Source organism: Kitasatospora sp. NPDC088160 (genome assembly GCF_044741445.1).
Taxonomy (GTDB): Bacteria; Actinomycetota; Actinomycetes; order Streptomycetales; family Streptomycetaceae; genus Kitasatospora.
This window is the reverse complement of record NZ_JBIUSS010000003.1, coordinates 102,238-118,886: the sequence shown is the minus strand read 5'-3', so window position 1 is coordinate 118,886 and position 16,649 is coordinate 102,238. Positions and strand designations below refer to the sequence as shown.

13 protein-coding genes are annotated in these 16,649 nt (G+C 74.4%); 6 read left to right on the top strand and 7 right to left on the bottom strand.

Annotated elements, in window-relative coordinates; all coding sequences use genetic code 11:
• Nucleotides 1-413 precede the first annotated feature (413 nt).
• From ACIOGZ_RS05320 to ACIOGZ_RS05305, 4 genes are all read left to right on the top strand, one after another.
• Nucleotides 414-1,847 carry an endonuclease/exonuclease/phosphatase family protein gene (locus ACIOGZ_RS05320; protein WP_400984963.1) on the top strand — a complete coding sequence of 478 codons (1,434 nt, stop codon included), beginning with the start codon at nt 414-416 and terminating at the stop codon, nt 1,845-1,847.
• A gap of 14 nt (nt 1,848-1,861) precedes the next feature.
• Nucleotides 1,862-3,853, top strand: a complete 1,992-nt coding sequence (locus ACIOGZ_RS05315) for a phosphocholine-specific phospholipase C (protein ID WP_400984961.1) — start codon at nt 1,862-1,864, stop codon at nt 3,851-3,853.
• Between the two features lie 96 nt (nt 3,854-3,949).
• The gene (locus ACIOGZ_RS05310) at nt 3,950-4,423 is read left to right on the top strand and encodes a VOC family protein (RefSeq protein WP_400984960.1); all 474 of its coding nucleotides are present in this window, start codon (nt 3,950-3,952) and stop codon (nt 4,421-4,423) included.
• A 4-nt stretch (nt 4,424-4,427) separates the two neighbouring features.
• Nucleotides 4,428-4,877, top strand: a complete 450-nt coding sequence (locus ACIOGZ_RS05305; RefSeq protein ID WP_363582597.1) for an SRPBCC domain-containing protein — start codon at nt 4,428-4,430, stop codon at nt 4,875-4,877.
• A gap of 46 nt (nt 4,878-4,923) precedes the next feature.
• Here ACIOGZ_RS05305 and ACIOGZ_RS05300 read toward each other — a convergent pair whose 3' ends face one another.
• From ACIOGZ_RS05300 to ACIOGZ_RS05290, 3 genes are all read right to left on the bottom strand, one after another.
• On the bottom strand, nt 4,924-6,159 hold the full coding sequence (locus ACIOGZ_RS05300) for an aromatic acid exporter family protein (protein WP_363374742.1): 1,236 nt from the start codon (nt 6,157-6,159) through the stop codon (nt 4,924-4,926).
• Nucleotides 6,160-6,274: 115 nt separating this feature from the next.
• Nucleotides 6,275-7,015, bottom strand: coding sequence for a polyprenol monophosphomannose synthase (locus tag ACIOGZ_RS05295; protein WP_063350695.1), 741 nt, complete (start codon nt 7,013-7,015; stop codon nt 6,275-6,277).
• A 270-nt stretch (nt 7,016-7,285) separates the two neighbouring features.
• The gene (locus tag ACIOGZ_RS05290) at nt 7,286-8,905 is read right to left on the bottom strand and encodes a N,N-dimethylformamidase beta subunit family domain-containing protein (protein ID WP_400984959.1); all 1,620 of its coding nucleotides are present in this window, start codon (nt 8,903-8,905) and stop codon (nt 7,286-7,288) included.
• Nucleotides 8,906-9,220: 315 nt separating this feature from the next.
• Here ACIOGZ_RS05290 and ACIOGZ_RS05285 point away from each other — a divergent pair, with 315 nt between their 5' ends.
• Nucleotides 9,221-11,122 (top strand): amino acid transporter, encoded by a 1,902-nt coding sequence (locus tag ACIOGZ_RS05285; RefSeq protein ID WP_400984957.1) that lies wholly within the window; start codon nt 9,221-9,223, stop codon nt 11,120-11,122.
• 83 nt (nt 11,123-11,205) lie between these two features.
• Here ACIOGZ_RS05285 and ACIOGZ_RS05280 read toward each other — a convergent pair whose 3' ends face one another.
• From ACIOGZ_RS05280 to ACIOGZ_RS05270, 3 genes are all read right to left on the bottom strand, one after another.
• Nucleotides 11,206-11,475 carry a GlsB/YeaQ/YmgE family stress response membrane protein gene (locus tag ACIOGZ_RS05280; protein ID WP_363582603.1) on the bottom strand — a complete coding sequence of 90 codons (270 nt, stop codon included), beginning with the start codon at nt 11,473-11,475 and terminating at the stop codon, nt 11,206-11,208.
• A gap of 191 nt (nt 11,476-11,666) precedes the next feature.
• Nucleotides 11,667-12,467, bottom strand: a complete 801-nt coding sequence (locus ACIOGZ_RS05275) for a HEAT repeat domain-containing protein (RefSeq protein WP_363582605.1) — start codon at nt 12,465-12,467, stop codon at nt 11,667-11,669.
• Nucleotides 12,468-12,541: 74 nt separating this feature from the next.
• Nucleotides 12,542-13,231, bottom strand: coding sequence for a TetR/AcrR family transcriptional regulator (locus ACIOGZ_RS05270; protein ID WP_400985120.1), 690 nt, complete (start codon nt 13,229-13,231; stop codon nt 12,542-12,544).
• A gap of 135 nt (nt 13,232-13,366) precedes the next feature.
• Between ACIOGZ_RS05270 and ACIOGZ_RS05265 the strand changes: the two genes are divergently transcribed.
• Nucleotides 13,367-14,626 carry an FAD-dependent monooxygenase gene (locus ACIOGZ_RS05265; protein WP_400984956.1) on the top strand — a complete coding sequence of 420 codons (1,260 nt, stop codon included), beginning with the start codon at nt 13,367-13,369 and terminating at the stop codon, nt 14,624-14,626.
• On the opposite strand, the gene ACIOGZ_RS05260 is transcribed toward ACIOGZ_RS05265, so the two are convergent.
• Nucleotides 14,610-16,460 (bottom strand): hypothetical protein, encoded by a 1,851-nt coding sequence (locus ACIOGZ_RS05260; protein ID WP_400984954.1) that lies wholly within the window; start codon nt 16,458-16,460, stop codon nt 14,610-14,612. The genes ACIOGZ_RS05265 and ACIOGZ_RS05260 overlap by 17 nt on opposite strands.
• Nucleotides 16,461-16,649: the final 189 nt, after the last annotated feature.

The following is a 16,649-nucleotide window of genomic DNA, read 5'->3' as shown; positions in this document are numbered from 1 at the left end:
TCGGCGGGGGGCGTCGGTGTACACGCGGTCCCCCGCCCTGCAAAACCCAAACAAGCCACCCCCCCGCGGCGCGCCCCCCCCCCGCGGCCCCCCCCCGCGGGGGGCCCCCCCCGCCCCCCGCCGCGCCCCTCCCGGCTCTTCCGGCCCCCGGCCCCCCGGCCCCCGGCCCCCGGCCCCCGGCCCCCGGCGTCTCCGCCGAGAATTCCCGCCGCCCGCCATGGAGTTCCCGAACCGCCCGATGGGCCGTCACACGCCGTTCACGTCCCGGTCGCTGACTTTCGGATGAATGAGGGCCGCCCACAGTTGTACAGCCAACTGCCGGGCCCTCCCTTCCCCAGCCTCCGTGACCAGCCGCGCGCGGACCCGGCGCCGACCCCCGGCGGACCGGGCCCCGGGCGGCGGACAGGACAACCGTGGCCGCAGGCAGCGCCCTGACCCTCACCTCCTCCGCCAACCCCACCGAAGGCGACCGGCTCACCTTCCACTGGACGACCGACGCCCCCGACGCCAAGAACTGGGTCGGCGTGTACGACGGCGACCGCCAGCCCGGCAACGGCGGCTCCCTCCTCTGGAAGTACGTCCCGGGCACCTCCGGCGACCTCCAGCTCGACACCTCCGCGCTGACCGGCGGCCCCTACACCGCCTACCTGCTCGCCAAGGACGGCTACGGCGTCCTCGCCCGGACGGCCCCGTTCAGCTTCCGCGCCAAGCCGGCCGTCGTCCGCCCGCACAGCGCCGTGGACGCCCTCACCACCGCGCCCGTCGCCCCCGGCGCGGCGGTCTCCGTCAAGCTCGGCGGCCTCTGGTCCCGCCCGGTCGGCAACCCGGCGGGGATCGCCGTCTTCCGCAAGGTCAGCGGGCCGTCCTGGCTGAACGTCACCGCCGACGGCACGCTCACCGGCACCGCGCCCGCGGCGGGCAAGAGCCCCGAGCTGGCCGTCGTCGGCGTCAAGGACAGCGCGGGTGCCGTCGACACCGTCACCGTCCTCATCCCCGTGGTCGACCCCGCCGCGCCGCCGCGCCTCAAGGCCGCCAGCTGGAACCTGCACGACGCCGGCGCCGGGTACACCGACGCCCTGGAGAAGCAGCTGCGGGTCGTCCTCACCCAGGGCCTGGACGTCCTCGCCCTCCAGGAGACCGCCGGTGAGCGGGCGAAGACCCTGGCCGACGCGCTCGGCTGGTACGCCTACCAGAGCCCCGGCAGCGTCGGCATCCTGAGCCGCTACCCGCTCGCCGACGTCACCCCGCCGACCGCCGACCTGCCCGCCGCCGGGGCCACCGTGCAGCTCCCCGGCGGCCGGACCGTCCGCTTCTGGACCGCGCACCTCGACGAGGCCGGCTACGGCCCGTACGCGCTCCAGGACGGTCGGACGGCCGCCCAGGCGGAGGCCGCCGAGACCGCCTCGCTCCGCCTGAAGCAGGCCAAGGCCCTGGCCGCCGCGGTGCGCGCGGACATCGCCCGGCGCACCCCGGTGGTGCTCGCCGGCGCCCTCTCCTCGCCGTCCCACCTGGACTGGACGGCCGCCACCGCCGCCGCGCACGGCGGCGTCGGGGTGCTCAACTGGCCCGTCAGCGTGGCCCTTCAGGGCGCGGGGCTGACCGACACCTTCCGCGAGGAGCACCGCGACCCGGTCAAGTTCCCCGGCGCGACCTGGTCGCCCACCCGCAAGCAGCGCGGCGCCAAGCCCGAGCCGCAGGACCGCATCGACTACGTCCAGTACGCCGGCCCGCTGAAGCTGGTCGAGGCGCACACCCTGGTCGCCGACTGGCCGCAGCCCGAGCCGAACACCGCCGCCAACGAGTGGCCCTCCGACACCGCCGCCGCCGTCGCCACTTTCCAGCTCTGAGAGGCCAGTTCGTGATGTCCGAGCTCTCCCGCCGCACCTTCGTCGGCGCCACCGCGGCCGTCGGCGCCACCGCCCTGACCGGATTGGGCGCCGCCCCCGCCGAGGCAGCCCCCGCCGCCGCCCCTGCCGCCTCCGGCCGGCTGACGGGCACCATCAAGGACGTCAAGCACGTCGTCGTGCTGATGCAGGAGAACCGCAGCTTCGACCACTACTTCGGCACGCTCAGCGGCGTCCGCGGCTTCGGCGACAAGCAGGCGCTCCAATTCCCTTACGGCGCAGACGTGTTCCGCCAGCCGGACAGCCGTCGCAGCGACGGCGGCGCCATGCTGCCGTACCGGATGGACACCTCGAAGTACAACGCGCAGAACGCCGGCGGCCTGCCCCACGACTGGGCGACCGGCCACCAGGCGATCAACAACGGCGCGATGAACAAGTGGATCGCCGCCAAGGGCGAGCGCACCATGGGCTACTTCACCCGGGACGACATCCCCTACCAGTACGCCCTGGCCGACGCGTTCACCCTCTGCGACGCCTACTTCACCTCCCTCGCCGGCCCGACCGACCCCAACCGGCTCTACCTCTGGACGGGCACCTCCGGTCCCGGCCGCGACGGCACCACCGGGCCCTGGATCGACAACACCCCGGTCACCGACAACCCCGTCGCCGACTGGACCACCTACGCCGAGCGCCTGGAACAGGCCGGCGTCAGCTGGCGGGTCTACCACAACCCCAGCAAGGACGACCGCACCGGCGACTACGACGACAACGCCCTCTCCTACTTCAAGCAGTTCCACAACTTCCCTCCCACCGACCCGCGTTACATCAACGCGATGACCAAGTTCGACCCGGCCGCCTTCGACCGCCACTGCAAGGACGGCACCCTGCCGACCATCTCCTGGCTGGTCGCCCCCTACCTCTTCTCCGAGCACCCGGAGGCCGGCCCGGCGTACGGGGCGCACTGGGTCGACCAGGCCCTCCAGTCGCTGATGTCCAACCCGGCCGTGTGGCAGCACACCGTCTTCCTGGTCATGTACGACGAGAACGACGGCTACTTCGACCACATGGTCCCGCCCACCCCCGAGCCCGGCACCCCCGAGGAGTTCACCCAGGGCCGCGCCATCGGCCTCGGCAACCGCGTCCCGCTGTGGGTCGTCTCGCCCTGGTCGCGCGGCGGTTGGGTCAACTCCCAGGTCTTCGACCACACTTCCGTGCTGCGCTTCATGGAGCTGGTCACGGGCGTCGCCGAGCCGAACATCTCGGCCTGGCGCCGGTCCGTCTGCGGTGACCTCACCAGCTGCTTCGACTTCGCCGCGCCGAACCCGTCCGTCCCGTCGCTGCCCGACACCACGGCCCTGATGGCCAGGGCCGACGCGGGCACCAAGCTGCCCGGCGTCGCCCTCCCGGCGGTCGGAGCCCAGGCGATGCCCGTCCAGGAGCGCGGCGAGCGCCCGCACCGCCCGCTGCCCTACCAGCCGTGGGCCGACGTGGAGGTGGACCGCAAGACCGGCAAGGTCACCTGCACGATGAGCAACGACGGTTCGGTGGCCTTCCCGTACACCGTCTACCCGAACATCGCGCTGCCCTTCGCGGGCACCCCGTACACCGTCGCCCCCGGCGCCACCGCCCGGTACGTCTGGGACGCCGCCGCCACCAACGGCCGCTACGACTTCACCGTCCACGGCCCGGACGGCTTCGTCCGCCGCTTCGCCGGCACCGTGGTCCGGGACGGGCAGGACGGCCAGAACGACATCGGCGTACCGATCGTCACCGCCGACCTGCACGGCAGCGTGCGGCTCACCTTGCAGGTGGCCAACGACGGCATGACCGACGTCTCCTTCACCGCCGCGCCCAACGACTTCGCCGGCACCGCGCAGACCGTCCGGGTCAAGCCCGGGCAGCAGGCGAACCTGTCCTGGCCGCTGGACAAGCAGGGCCGCTACGACGTCGTCGTCACCGCCCACACCGGCCTGCGCTTCGTACAGCGCTACGCGGGCTGGGTGCACTGACCCGGTGGCGGCGGGCCGCGGGCCGGGGGCGCCGAACCGGTGACCCCCGGCCGTGGCTCGGCCGTCCGGGCGGGGCCCGGGGCTACCGTCGGGCGCATGCAGAAGATCACCACCTTCCTCTGGTTCGACGACCAGGCCGAAGCGGCCGCCACCTTCTACACCTCGCTCTTCCCCAACTCCCGCATCACGCAGGTCACCCGCTACCCCGAGACCGGCCCCGGCGGAGCCGGCTCGGTCATGACCGTCGCCTTCGAACTCGCCGGGCGGGAGTACGCGGCCCTCAACGGCGGCCCCGAGTTCCACTTCACCGAGGCCATGTCGCTACAGGTGGAGTGCGACGGCCAGCAGGAGGTCGACGAGCTCTGGGCCAAGCTCACCGCCGACGGCGGCCAGGCGGGCCCGTGCGGCTGGCTCAAGGACCGCTTCGGCCTCTCCTGGCAGATCACCCCGCGCGTCCTGCTCGACCTGATCGCCGACGAGGACCGGGCCAAGGCCGGCCGGGTGATGGCGATGATGATGCGGATGCAGAAGATCGAGGTCCAGCCGCTGCTCGACGCGGCCAGGGGCTGACGCGATGGCCGCGCCCGCCCTCCGCAGCACCCTCTACCTGCGCGCCACCCCCGAGCGGGTCTGGCACGCCCTCACCAACGCCGACGAGTCCGGCCTCTACTGGGGCCACCGCAACGTCTCCACCTGGCTGCCCGGCGCGCCCTGGGAGCACCAGCGCGCCGACGGCTCCGGGACGGCCGACGCGATCGGCGTCGTCGAGGCCGCCGACCGCCCGCACCGGCTGGTCACCACCTGGGCGGCGCCCGGGGAGCGGCGCCCGGGCGGTCCCTCCAAGGTCACCTTCGAGCTCCGGGGCTGGCACGACCTCACCCGGCTCACCGTCACCCACGACCAGCTGGCCGACGAGGCCGAGCGGGCGGACGTCGAGCGGGGCTGGTCGGCGGTGCTGTCCAACCTGAAGACCTACCTGGAGACCGGCCACCCGCTCCCGCAGGAACCCTGGTCGATGCCCTGAGCCCCCAAGCCCCCCAAGCCCCCGCCCCCCGGAGTCCGACGCGGGCTCAGCGCCCGGCCCGCACCGCCGGGCGCGCCCGCTCGCCCCGGACGAACCGGCGCAGCCCGGCGAACCGCGAGAACCGCTCCCGGCTCGCCACCGAGGCCCGGTCCAGCTCCTCCATCAGCCGCCGGCTGCGGTGCTCCAGGTCCAGTTCGTCCAGGATCCGGTCCACCTCGGCCAGTATCGAACCGTGCAACTGCCACGCCTCGGGGTGCTCCCGCACCTTCTGCAGCAGCACCTGGGCGACGTTCTCCCGGCAGGTCCAGGCCGCGGCCAGCTCGGCGGTCAGCCGCCGCTCCGCCTCCTCGGCGCTGCGGCTCACCTGGGTGGTGACCAGCACCGCGAAGCTGACCATGGCCCCGCCGACGTGCGCCAGCAGTTCCTCCAGGCCCACCGCGACGTCCGGCGGGAACAGCCGCTCGCCGGGCGCGCGCCGCTTGGCCAGGTCGGTCAGCGAGCGCGCCAGCACCCGGATCACCACCACGCAGATCTCCAGGGTGTCCAGCCCGGTGCGCAGCACCAGCCGGGACAGCAGCCCGTCGTTGATCCGCGGATTGAGCCGCAGGCTGTCCTCCGCCTGGCGCAGTGCCACGTCCACGTCGGCGATGGCGTGGTCGAGCCGGCGGGCCTCGTGCAGCTGCTCGGCGGCCCGGGCGACCGGGGTCGGACGGCCCAACTGCTCGGCGATGTCCAGCAGCAGCTGGCGGGCCCGCCGGGCGAGGTCCTCGATCGATTCCCCGGCGGTGTCCACCCAGACCGGCGGGGCGAACAGCAGGTTGAACAGCAGGCCGACGGCGGCGCCGATCAGTGTCTCCAGCACCCGGTCCCAGGCCTGCGAGGCGAGCCCGCTGACGCCGAGGATCAGCATGGCGCTGATCGCGACCTCCTGGACGAACTCCTCGACCCGGACGAACCGGCCGACGACCAGCGAGGCCAGGATGATCAGCCCGAGGCTCCACCAGGAGAGCCCCACCACGGCGCTGAAGCCGGTCGCGATCAGCACGCCGACCACCACCGAGTTGACCCGGCGGATGCTGGTCTTGAGCGTCGAGTAGACGGTGACCTGCACCACCAGCAGCGCGGTCAGCGGGGCCGTCAGCGGGGCCGGCTCGCTGCTGAGCCGGGTGGCCACCGCGAAGGCGAGGGTGGCGGCCACGGTGGCCCGCACGGTCTGGACGACGAAGGGTTCTCGGGCACCGCGGCGGATCAGGGCCGTGAGGGACTCCGGGAGAAGGGCCATGTCGCCCTTCTTTCCCCGTGGTCGCCCTTCACACCGCCGAGCCGTCCGACCGGCACCCGTATGCCCGGGCCCTGGCTCTGACCCGGGTGAGGGTCACGGCCCGGTGGGCTACGGCCTACCGCGGGTCCTGGCGGTTCAGCCGCAGCTTCCAGGGCGCCAGCGCCGACTCGACCTGCACCCCGATGCTCATCTTCGACGCGCCCTCGATCCGCTCCTCGAAGCGGATCGGCACCTCGCGGATCGTCAGGCCGCGCTGGACGACCCGGTAGTTCATCTCGACCTGGAACGAGTACCCGCTGCTCTGCACGGTCGGCAGGTCGATCGCCCGCAGGGTGCTCGCCCGCCAGGCCTTGAAACCGGCGGTGGCGTCCCGGACGCCCAGGCCGAGGATGGTGTTGACGTAGAGGTTGGCCCAGGCGGAGAGGGCCTTGCGGTGCCAGGGCCACTCCGCGGCGGTCGAACCGCCGGGCACGTAGCGGGAGCCGAGCACCACGGCGGTGTCGTCGGCCAGCAGGGCCTGGACCATCGCGGGTATCGCCGAGGCCGGGTGCGAGAGGTCGGCGTCCATCTGGACCACGACGTCGGCGTCCTCGTCCAGGGCCCGGGCCATGCCGGCCAGGTAGGCGCGGCCGAGGCCGTCCTTCTCGGTGCGGTGCAGCACGCCGACGGTGCCGCCGGACTCCGCGGCGAGCTTGTCCGCGATCTCGCCGGTGCCGTCCGGCGAGTTGTCGTCGACCACCAGCAGGTGCAGGCCCGGTACCGGGAGGTCCGCGAGAAGACCCGCGAGGACCGGAAGGTTCTCCCGCTCGTTGTACGTGGGGACGACGACAACGACCTTCGGGGAGGCCTCGACCATGTTCTGTTTCCCTCGTGCCCTTTCCGGCCGGCACCCGTGCCACGCCGGACGGTTGTCCTTGACGACCTGCTGTGGATGAGACCGTGTGAGTGTATCGGTGCGGCGGACGGTTCCTCGCCCCGGGTGACGGGCTGGGCACGGCCGGCCACGGCCCGGAAATCCGTTCGACCGCGATGCGTGCCCGGGGCGCCGCGGCACCGCCCCGATCCGTCGTTCCGGGAAATTTCTGCGACGGCCCCTCGCAGACGGTCCCTCGCAGCCCCCGACGGGCTACGCCCCGTCGTAGACGGTCGCGAGGTTGTCCCGGGCCGGGTGGGTCAGGCCGGCCGGGCCGGCGGCGAAGGTGCGCAGGACGTTCTCGGTGACCCGGCGGACCAGGTCCCCGGTCCGGGCGTCGATCCCGTGGTCGGCGCTGCCGCCCCCGGGCCCGTGCGCGTCCAGGGCCTCCACCCAGCGCATCGTCCCGGAGGCGAACACCCCGGCGCCGCCCGGCACGGTGTAGTACGCGGTGTCGGAATGCGAGCGGCGGCCCTCGCAGACCACGGGGGAGTGCGCGATCACCTCGATCGGACGCGGGGTGGGGAAGGCGGTGTCCACCCGGTCGTACTCGACGCCGACCAGGTGCGGGAACGACGCCCCGGCGGCGACGCCGGTGCCCTCGAACGCCCAGTGCTCCGGCGAGCCGACCACGTACGGGGCGTCCACCGGGTAGCCGTCGTAGATCACGCCGAGCATCGAGCTCTCCGGGTCGGCGCCCGGGCCGGCCCGGAAGTCGGTGGTCGCCGGGGCGCCGGCCTGGTGGCCCGGGTCCTGCGCCCACGCGTCCTTGTAGCAGACCACCGTCCGGTCCGGGCCCAGCTCCGAGGGCTCGAAGCGGACCCGGCGGAAGCAGCAATTGGCCCCCAGGACCGCCAGGTTGGTGCCGACGTCCCGGGCCGCGACCACCTGGGCGCGCTGCTCGGGGGACCAGTACTCGTCGTGGCCGAGGGAGAGGACGGCACTCGCGCCGTGCAGCAACCCGGGTTCCCGGGCCACGTCGATCCCGGTGGTGTAGGCGAGCGGCAGCCCGAGCCGCTCGGCGAGCGCGACCAGCGGCGCCTCGTACACCAGGAACAGCCCGGCGCCGTGGTCGTAGTCGTAGGGCCGGTCGAAGACCACCCGCAGCGAGCGGGTGGCCAGACCGCCGGTGGGGCCGTTGTAGAGGCTGTACCCGCCCCACTCGTTGTACGCCTGCCAGGTGGCGGGGGCGCTCATCACGACCGTCCGCCCGGCGGTGGCGGCGGAGCGGACGGTGAGCGGGACGTAGCGCTGGCCGGAGCCGTCCTCGGCGTCCAGGCGCAGCAGGTAGGCGCCCTCGGGCCAGCCGGTGGTGTCCACGGCGAGGGTGCGCTGCCAGCCGGTCAGCACAGTCCTGGTCGCGGGGTCCACGCGCGGGGCGGGCTGCCGGCCGCCCGGGACGTGCTCGCGGCGCCAGACCAGGCGGGCGCGGGCGCCGTCGTACCAGCCGGTGCGGTAGGCGGAGACGGTGAAGGCGGCGGCCGGGGTGGAGACGTGCAGGCCGAACTGCTCACCGGGCAGCACGCTGACCCGGTCGGCGAAGCCCTCGATGGCGTCGGCGGGGCCGGGGTCGGTGATCTCCCAGTCGGGCGCGCCGGGTAGGGACTGCTCCGGCGGGACGCCCACGTGCTGGGCGGCGGCGGTCGGGGCGGCGTCGTCGGGGGAGGGGCGCGGGGCGGGACCGTCGGACGAGGAGTGCGGGGCGGGGTCCGGGCGGTGGGTGCCGCAGGAGGCGGTGGCCGCCGCCAGCAGGCCCAGGCCCAGGATGCCCCGCCGACTCGGTTCCGCCACCGCTGCCTCCCTGGTGTCCGTTCTCGGCAAACCTGCACGCATCCGTCGATCGCGCGGATATCCTCGCCCGTTCCGGGCAGTGCGTGCGGCCCGCCGCGCCGGGACGGCCGGCACGACGGGGCGCCGTCCGCCACCGCTGAGGGCCGTCCGGGGCACCCCTGGCGTGTCCGGACGCGCTGCTCCCCGGCGGCACCGGTCCGGTCCCCTAGCCTGACCAGGCCCGCCGTCCGGCGGCCTTTGGGGGGCCGGAGCCGAGCGCGGCCGGCCGACTGGTGGACAGGGGTGCACGTGGTGTCGTCGGGTTCGGCCGATCCGGGGGTGGCACCCGCGACCCGCGGCGCGAGGTTCCGGGCGTGGATGCTGGAAGGCCTGTCGGACATGGCCAAGCAGCACCCCGGCCCGCATGCCGAGGCGCCGTACGTCAAGGGCCAGCGCTGGTGGCGGGTGATGTGCCTGACCGGCCTGGACTACTTCTCCACGCTCGGCTACCAGCCCGGCATCGCCGCCCTCGCCGCCGGCCTGCTCTCGCCGCTGGCGACCATCGTGCTGGTGATCGTCACGCTGCTCGGCGCCCTGCCCGTCTACCGGCGGGTCGCCCAGGAGAGCCCGCACGGCCAGGGCTCGATCGCCATGCTGGAGCGGCTGCTGTCGTTCTGGCAGGGCAAGCTCTTCGTGCTCACGCTGCTCGGCTTCGCGGCCACCGACTTCATGATCACCATCACCCTGTCGGCCGCCGACGCGACCGCGCACCTGGTGGAGAACCCGCATCTGCACAGCCTGCTGACCGGCAAGCAGGTGACGATCACCCTCATCATGGTGGCCCTGCTCGGCGGGGTCTTCCTCAAGGGCTTCAGCGAGGCGATCGGCATCGCCGTCGTCCTGGTCGCGGTCTACCTCGCGCTGAACGTCGTGGTGGTGACCAACGGACTCTGGCACGTGCTGAAGGCCCCGCACGTCGTCGGCGACTGGACCGACGCGCTCACCGCGGAGCACGGCAACGTGATCGCGATGATCGGCGTCGCGCTGATCGTCTTCCCGAAGCTGGCGCTCGGCCTGTCCGGCTTCGAGACCGGCGTCGCCGTGATGCCGCACATCGAGGGCGACCCGGACGACACCGAGGAGAAGCCCACCGGCAGGATCCGCGGCGCCCGCAAGCTGCTCACCACCGCGGCCGCGATCATGAGCTGCTTCCTGATCACCACCAGCCTCATCACCACCCTGCTGATCCCCGCGGACGCCTTCAAGGCCGGCGGGCAGGCCAACGGGCGGGCGCTCGCCTACCTCGCCCACCAGAACCTCGGCAACACCTTCGGCAGCGTCTACGACCTGTCCACGATCGCCATCCTCTGGTTCGCCGGCGCCTCCGCGATGGCCGGACTGCTCAACCTGATGCCGCGCTACCTGCCCCGCTACGGCATGGCCCCGCACTGGGCCCGCGCGGTGCGGCCCACCGTGATCGTCCTCACCCTGATCGCCTTCCTGGTCACCTGGCTGTTCGACGCCAACGTGGACGCCCAGGGCGGCGCGTACGCGACCGGCGTGCTGGTGCTGATCAGCTCGGCCGCCATCGCCGTCACCATCGCCGCCCACAAGTCAGGGCAGCGCCGCAGGACGGTCGGCTTCGCCGCGATCGCCGGGGTCTTCCTCTACACCACGGCCGTGAACATCGCCGAGCGGCCGGACGGCGTCAAGATCGGCGGCTGCTTCATCGCCGGCATCATGCTGGTCTCCTTCCTCTCCCGGCTCAAGCGGGCCTTCGAACTGCGCGTCACCGACGTGGTGCTCGATGTCGTCGCCGAACGCTTCGTCCGGGACTACACGTACCGCCCGCTGCGGCTGATCGCCAACGAGCCGAACAGCCGGGACCTCGCCGAGTACCGCGACAAGATCCGCCAGATCCGCGCCGACAACGACATCCCGACCGAGGACGACCTGGTCTTCGTCGAGGTCACCGTGCTCGACCCGTCCGACTTCGAGGCCGAACTGACCGTGCGCGGCGAGGTGTTGCACGACCGCTACCGGGTGCTGACGCTGCAGAGCTCCAGCGTGCCGAACGCGCTGGCCGCCCTGCTGCTGCGGGTGCGGGACCTCACCGGGCAGCAGCCGCACATCTACTTCGAGTGGACCGAGGGCAACCCCTTCGCCCAGTTCCTCAGGTTCTTCCTCTTCGGCCAGGGCGAGATCGCCCCCGTCACCCGCGAAGTCCTGCGCGAGGCCGAACCGGACCGCAGCCGCCGCCCGGCCGTCCACGTCGGCTGACGGCGCCTCCCCGCCGAACGGGTCGGCCGCCTCCGCCTCCTGCCACCGGCGGTCCGGGGCGGCGGCAGCCCGGGTCGTCCGGGTCAGCGGCTCGGGTGGGACTTGCTCCAGGCCGGGGCGACGAAGGCCACCAGGGCGACGGCGAAGCCGAGTTGGAGAAGGTGTCGGATCCAGTCGATGCCCGAGGTGTGGCGGACGCCGATCCATCCGGAGACGGCGTTGCCGAGCCAGGCACCGGCGGCGCCGAGCAGCATCGTCAGCCACCAGGGGATCGACTGCGGCCCGCGCAGGATCAGCTTGGCCAGTACGCCCAGCACGAAGCCGATGAGCAGAATCCACAGGAGCTGGAACATCGCAGTCCACCTTCCGGGCGCGGCCGGACTGACACCGGTGCGCCGAATCGCCGAGACGCGGTTCGTCCCATGATCGCCCGGATCGGCCGAACGGGCACGTCGGGAGCTTCTACGGCTCCGGCCGCGCCTGCTCGGTCCCGAGCCTCACCGACGACTCCTGGCAGCGAAGCGCGTCTCCTGACGGCCGGCCCTCAGCGCTCCAGCGCCGCCTCGACGGCCTCGCGGACGTCCGGGTGCGGGTCGTTCGCGAGGCCGTCGAGCAGGGCGGCGACGCCCGGGGTGGACCAGCCGGCGACGGCCCACACCAGTTCCTCGCGCACGGCCGGGTCCGGGTGGGCGGCCAACCGGGCGAGGCGGTCCAGTGGGCCGCGGCGGCGGCGCCCGAAGCTCTGCAGGGCGGCGAGCAGTTCGGCGGGGTCGCCCGGCTCGCCGGCGGCCTCGATCCGGGCGAGCAGGACGGGCACGGGCGGCGGCGGGGCGTCCAGCGGGTGCTGGTGGCGCTCGCGCAGCCGACGGCTGCCGTACCCGCCGACGGGCTGGCAGCCCATGCAGGGGCACGGCCGGGTGCCGTGGGCGTTCGGCTGGTAGCGCCAGCCGGCGACCTGCGGCACGCCGCGGATCCGGTGGACCTCGCGGGCGCCCACCGCGCGCGGCACGAACACCTCCCAGCCGCGCGGGTCCGCCAGTTCGGCGACCCGCCGCACCGCCTCGGCGGCGGGCACCCACTGCTGGGCGCCCCTCGCGCGGTCCCGGTAGTGCCCGGTCAGCACCTGCTGTGCGTCGTCCAGCCGGAGGTGCACCGCGACCAGCGAGCCCCCGGTGCCGAACCGGGCCAGTTCGCGCAGCCACTGGTGGGTCAGCGGGTACGAGGGCAGTACCGGGAAGCAGTACAGCCCGCGCACCCCGCCCTGCCCCCGGCTGTCGGCCCGGATCCCGGCACGGCGGATCCGCGGCGCGTTCGCCGCGGTGGTCAGGTGCACGAACATCGCCATGGTCCGGGATGCTAGCGGCTGACCGAACGCAGGCCCATCGGATTTCCTCGCGAGGCGCGGCGGGGCAGGTGGCGTCAGGCGGTGCCCGTTCGGCGGGTGATCAGGGCGGCGAGGCCGTCCAGGATGCGGTCCAGGCCGAAGTCCAGGGCCTGGTCGCGCCCGTCCTCCCCGGTCATGGCGGCGGCCAGGGCGGGGTAGCGGTCGGCGTGCTGGTGCACCAGTGTGCCGAGGGCGGTGAGGAGTTCGGCTTCGGGGGAGCCGTCGGGCCCGGCGGCGCGGGACTGCTGGGCGATGCTGCGGACGTGTCCGGCGAGCAGGACGGCGGCGTCCATCCGCTCGGGGCCGGTCAGTCCGTGGCCGTCGAGGGCGGTCACCACCCGTTCCAGCCAGGTGAGTTCCTTCGGGCCCATCACCCGGGGGCCGACGGTGGCATCGAGCAGCCACGGGTGGCGGCCGAACGACTCGGTCAAGTGGTGTGCCCAGGCGGTGAGTTGGGCCCGCCAGTCGTGGGCGTGCCGGCCCTGCGGGGGCTCGCCGACGGCGGCCTCGACCATCAGGGCGACGAGTTCGGCCTTGCCGGGCACGTAGCGGTAGAGCGACATCTTGGTGAAGTCGAGCAGCCCGGCGACCTTCTGCATCGAGACCGCGCCCAGGCCTTCGGCGTCCGCGATCTCGACGCCCGCCGCCGCGATCCGCTCCAGGCTGAGGGCCGGTTTCGGCCCGCGGGTGGGCTTGGCCGGGGGGCCCCAGAGCAGCCGCACCATGTCGTTCGCCGCCTCGCTCACAGTCCGCTCCCGTTCTGGGGGTTGCTCGTCCGACCTAACTGCGTCTACCGCACACAGCAGAAAACGGTATCCACCGGACACAGTTTCTCGACCCTCTCGGACGGAGTGGTTCCCATGAGCACCAAGGTCCTGATCTCGGGCGCGAGCATCGCCGGCCCCGCCCTGGCCCACTGGCTCGGCCGGTACGGCTTCGAGGTCACCGTCGTCGAACTCGCCCCGGCGCTGCGCGGCGGCGGCCAGAACGTCGACTTCCGCGGCCGCACCCACCTGACGGTGCTGGAGCGGATGGGCGTCCTCGACGAACTGCGCGCGCTCGACACCGGCGGCAGCCCGATGACCTTCCTCGGCGCAGACGGCCGTCGACTCCTGCACCTGCCCGCCGAGTTCGCGGGCGGCGAGCTGGAGATCCCGCGCGGCGAACTCGCCCAGCTGCTGTACCGGCACAGCCGCGCCCGCGCCGAGTACGTCTTCGGCGACTCCATCACCGCCCTGGAGGAGACCCCGGGCGGTGTGCGGGCCGCCTTCCGGCACGGCGCGCCGCGCGAGTTCGACCTGGTGATCGGCGCCGACGGGCTGCACTCCAACGTCCGCCGGCTCGCCTTCGGCCCCGAGCAGCGCTACGTCCGCCACCTCGGCTACTACGCGGCCACCTGGCAGTTCCCCGACGACCTCGGCCTGGCGCCCGGTTCGGTCGGCCTCAACGTCCCCGGCCGGCTCGCCTCGATCGGTGCCGACCACCGCGACCCGGCCCGCGCGGGCGCCTTCTGCCTCTTCGCCTCGCCCGAACTGCGCTACGACCGCCATGACCCGGAGCAGCAGAAGGCCCTGGTGCGGGACGCCTTCGCGGGCCTCGGCTGGGAGGTGCCGCGCCTGCTGGAGAGCCTGCGGCACGCCCCCGAGCTCTACTTCGACTCGATCAGCCGCACCGACGTCCCCACCTGGTCCAGTGGCCGGATCGCCCTGCTCGGCGACGCGGCCTGCGGCGCCACCATCGGCGGCATGGGCACCGGCACCGCCGTGGTGGCCGCGTACGTCCTGGCCGGCGAACTGGCCCGGGCCCGCGGCGACCACCGCACCGCCTTCGCCCGGTACGAGCGGCTGCTGCGCGGCTACGCCGAGGGCTGCCAGAAGGGCGGGGACCGCACCGGACCGTTCCTGGCGCCGCGCACCGCCACCGGCCTGCGTGTGCGCAACGGGCTGCTGAACCGGCGCTGGGTGCTGAACCGGATGCTGGAGCTCGGCAAGCAGGTCTCCAGCGTCGAGCTGCCGGACTACGAGCTGCCGAAGAGCGAGCTGCCGGGCAACGAGCTGCCGAAGAGCGAGCTGCCGGAGTACGCGCGCGAGTCGGCCGGCCGGTTCAGCGCGGCGGGCTGATCCGGGTGCCGCCGTCCAGGGCCGCCTCCACCTGGACGGTCGCCCGGGCCGGGCGCTCGACGGCCAGCGTGTGGTCCGGGACGGGCCGGTCGGCGGACCAGTCCGGGCCCTTGACGGCGAGCCGGGTGACCCGCCGGCTGCCCGCCGCGAGCAGGAACTCCGCTCCCTGCGGGGAGCGCCACCAGGCCCAGCCGACGACGTCCTGCTCGAACCGGCTGCACGCCCGCCCCGGGCCGCCGCCGGTGCGCTGCGGGCCGCGGGCGGTCGGCAGCAGGACGGCGGTGGCGGCGCTGCCCTCACCGGTCCAGCGGTCGGCGCGCAGGCAGACCCAGGACGCCGAGCCCGCGTTCTGCGGCAGCGGCTGCACCGCGAAGGCCCACAGGTTGAGCTGCTTGACGCCCGGCGTGCCGTCCGGGACGGCGCAGCCCGCGCTGGCCCAGGCCAGCAGCGCGTCCTGGCCGGTGGCCTCGCGCGGCTCGCGGGCCGGCTGGGCGCGGTCCGGCGGCGGGGAGTAGGTGAGGTGCGCGGGGACGAGCCCGCCGAGGTCGGTCAGCAGGAAGGCGTGCTTCTCGGCGATGGCGGGGGAGGAGTGCAGCTGGAGAACCGTGGCGCCGTGGCAGTCCGCGAGCCCGCCGCCCGGGACCGCCGCCGTGACCCCGTCAGGGTGGTCCAACGGCCGCGCGGGGGAGTCGGGTTGGTCGATCCGGCGGGTCTCGGCGGCGTCCACCCAGGGGGCCAGCAGATAGCGCACGGCGGTGCCCTGGCGACGCAGCACCACCGCGCCCGCCGTGGTCACGTCCGAGTCGTCGGCCCGGGCGAGGTCCAGGCCGCCGTCGCGCCCGTCGGCGTAGCGGGCGAGCCGCCGGCCGTCGAACAGCACCACCAGGGCGGTGCCGTCGACCGTCCCGGCGAACAGCAGGGCCGGCGGGGCGACGGGCGGCGTGGCGTCCACGCCCGGCTCGCCGCGGGTCTGCGGGCCGGGCCGCTCCCAGGCGGCCAGGGCGCGGCCGAGCAGCGCGCCGTCGTCGCGGCGGTCGCCGCGGGCGGGCCAGGCGGTGAAGTCGACCCGCGCGGTGTGCTGCCACCGGTCCGGCTCGACCCGGGTCAGGCGGGCCGGGTCGGCCGCGGTGCCGGACGGGGCGGGCGCGGGGCGGGCCACGGGCGCGGCCGGCCCGGAGTCGGCCACCACGGCCGCCGTCGTGCTGAGTCCGAGCAGGCCGACCAGCAGCGCGGCGCTCCACGTCCGGCGGCGGCGCAGCAGGTCGGTGGGCTGGACCCGCACCGCGCACGGGTCGAAGGCGGGGGGCTCCGGGTCCGCCCCGGCGGTCACGCCGGCCGCCGCCGCGACGGCCTCCTCGGGGTGCTCGACCCCGGCCCGTCGCAGCGCCCCGGCCGTCTGCTCCGGCGTCAGCCCCTCCACCGCGCGTAGGGCGAAGGCCGCCCGGGCGGGGGCGTCGAGGGCCGCGAGTGCGCGGTCCAGCGCCGCGTCCTCCTCGCCGCCGTGCGGGGTGAACAGCCGCAGTCCCCAGATCCGGGGAGCGGGCAGCCGCCGCGCGGGGTGCGGCCGCAGCGCGGCGCGCAGCACCCGCAGGCGCAGTGCGGCGTACACCGGGTCCTCGTCCGCCGCCGGCGGACCGGCCGGGCGGGTCCAGCGGGAGGGCAGGGCGCGCTGGACGGTCGCGTGCGCGGCCAGCACCCGGCTGTGCCGGTCCCGGTCGGCGGGCAGCGCGAGGTACGCCAGCCGGGCCAGCCGGCGGTAGTGGCGCACCAGCGCGGCTTCGGCCTGGGCCACCGGGCGCGCCGCGGCGCCCTGCGCCGACGATGCCGCGCCCATCGTCCGTCCTGCCAACGTGCCCTCCCCGGATGCCGTTCGTGCTGTCGTGGTGGACGGTCCAACGAGTCGATCATGTGATGGTTGCGCCGTCCGGGTCACCGGGTCGCCGGATCGCAGGGTCGGTGGTTTCGGCGAGGCGCCGGGCGGGCGGTGGTTCGGCACGGTGTCGGATCCGCGTTCGGCGGGCGG

What these genes read in the sequence shown, in the direction of transcription:
- ACIOGZ_RS05285 (WP_400984957.1), top strand. Translation starts at nt 9,221, where the DNA reads ATGCTGGAAGGCCTGTCGGACATGGCCAAGCAGCACCCCGGCCCGCAT.
- ACIOGZ_RS05265 (WP_400984956.1), top strand. Translation starts at nt 13,367, where the DNA reads ATGAGCACCAAGGTCCTGATCTCGGGCGCGAGCATCGCCGGCCCCGCC.
- ACIOGZ_RS05300 (WP_363374742.1), bottom strand. Translation starts at nt 6,159, where the DNA reads ATGGCCCTTCTCCCGGAGTCCCTCACGGCCCTGATCCGCCGCGGTGCC.
- ACIOGZ_RS05295 (WP_063350695.1), bottom strand. Translation starts at nt 7,015, where the DNA reads ATGGTCGAGGCCTCCCCGAAGGTCGTTGTCGTCGTCCCCACGTACAAC.
- ACIOGZ_RS05275 (WP_363582605.1), bottom strand. Translation starts at nt 12,467, where the DNA reads ATGGCGATGTTCGTGCACCTGACCACCGCGGCGAACGCGCCGCGGATC.
- ACIOGZ_RS05290 (WP_400984959.1), bottom strand. Translation starts at nt 8,905, where the DNA reads ATGCGTGCAGGTTTGCCGAGAACGGACACCAGGGAGGCAGCGGTGGCG.
- ACIOGZ_RS05305 (WP_363582597.1), top strand. Translation starts at nt 4,428, where the DNA reads ATGGCCGCGCCCGCCCTCCGCAGCACCCTCTACCTGCGCGCCACCCCC.
- ACIOGZ_RS05270 (WP_400985120.1), bottom strand. Translation starts at nt 13,231, where the DNA reads ATGGTGCGGCTGCTCTGGGGCCCCCCGGCCAAGCCCACCCGCGGGCCG.
- ACIOGZ_RS05310 (WP_400984960.1), top strand. Translation starts at nt 3,950, where the DNA reads ATGCAGAAGATCACCACCTTCCTCTGGTTCGACGACCAGGCCGAAGCG.
- ACIOGZ_RS05260 (WP_400984954.1), bottom strand. Translation starts at nt 16,460, where the DNA reads ATGGGCGCGGCATCGTCGGCGCAGGGCGCCGCGGCGCGCCCGGTGGCC.
- ACIOGZ_RS05315 (WP_400984961.1), top strand. Translation starts at nt 1,862, where the DNA reads ATGTCCGAGCTCTCCCGCCGCACCTTCGTCGGCGCCACCGCGGCCGTC.
- ACIOGZ_RS05280 (WP_363582603.1), bottom strand. Translation starts at nt 11,475, where the DNA reads ATGTTCCAGCTCCTGTGGATTCTGCTCATCGGCTTCGTGCTGGGCGTA.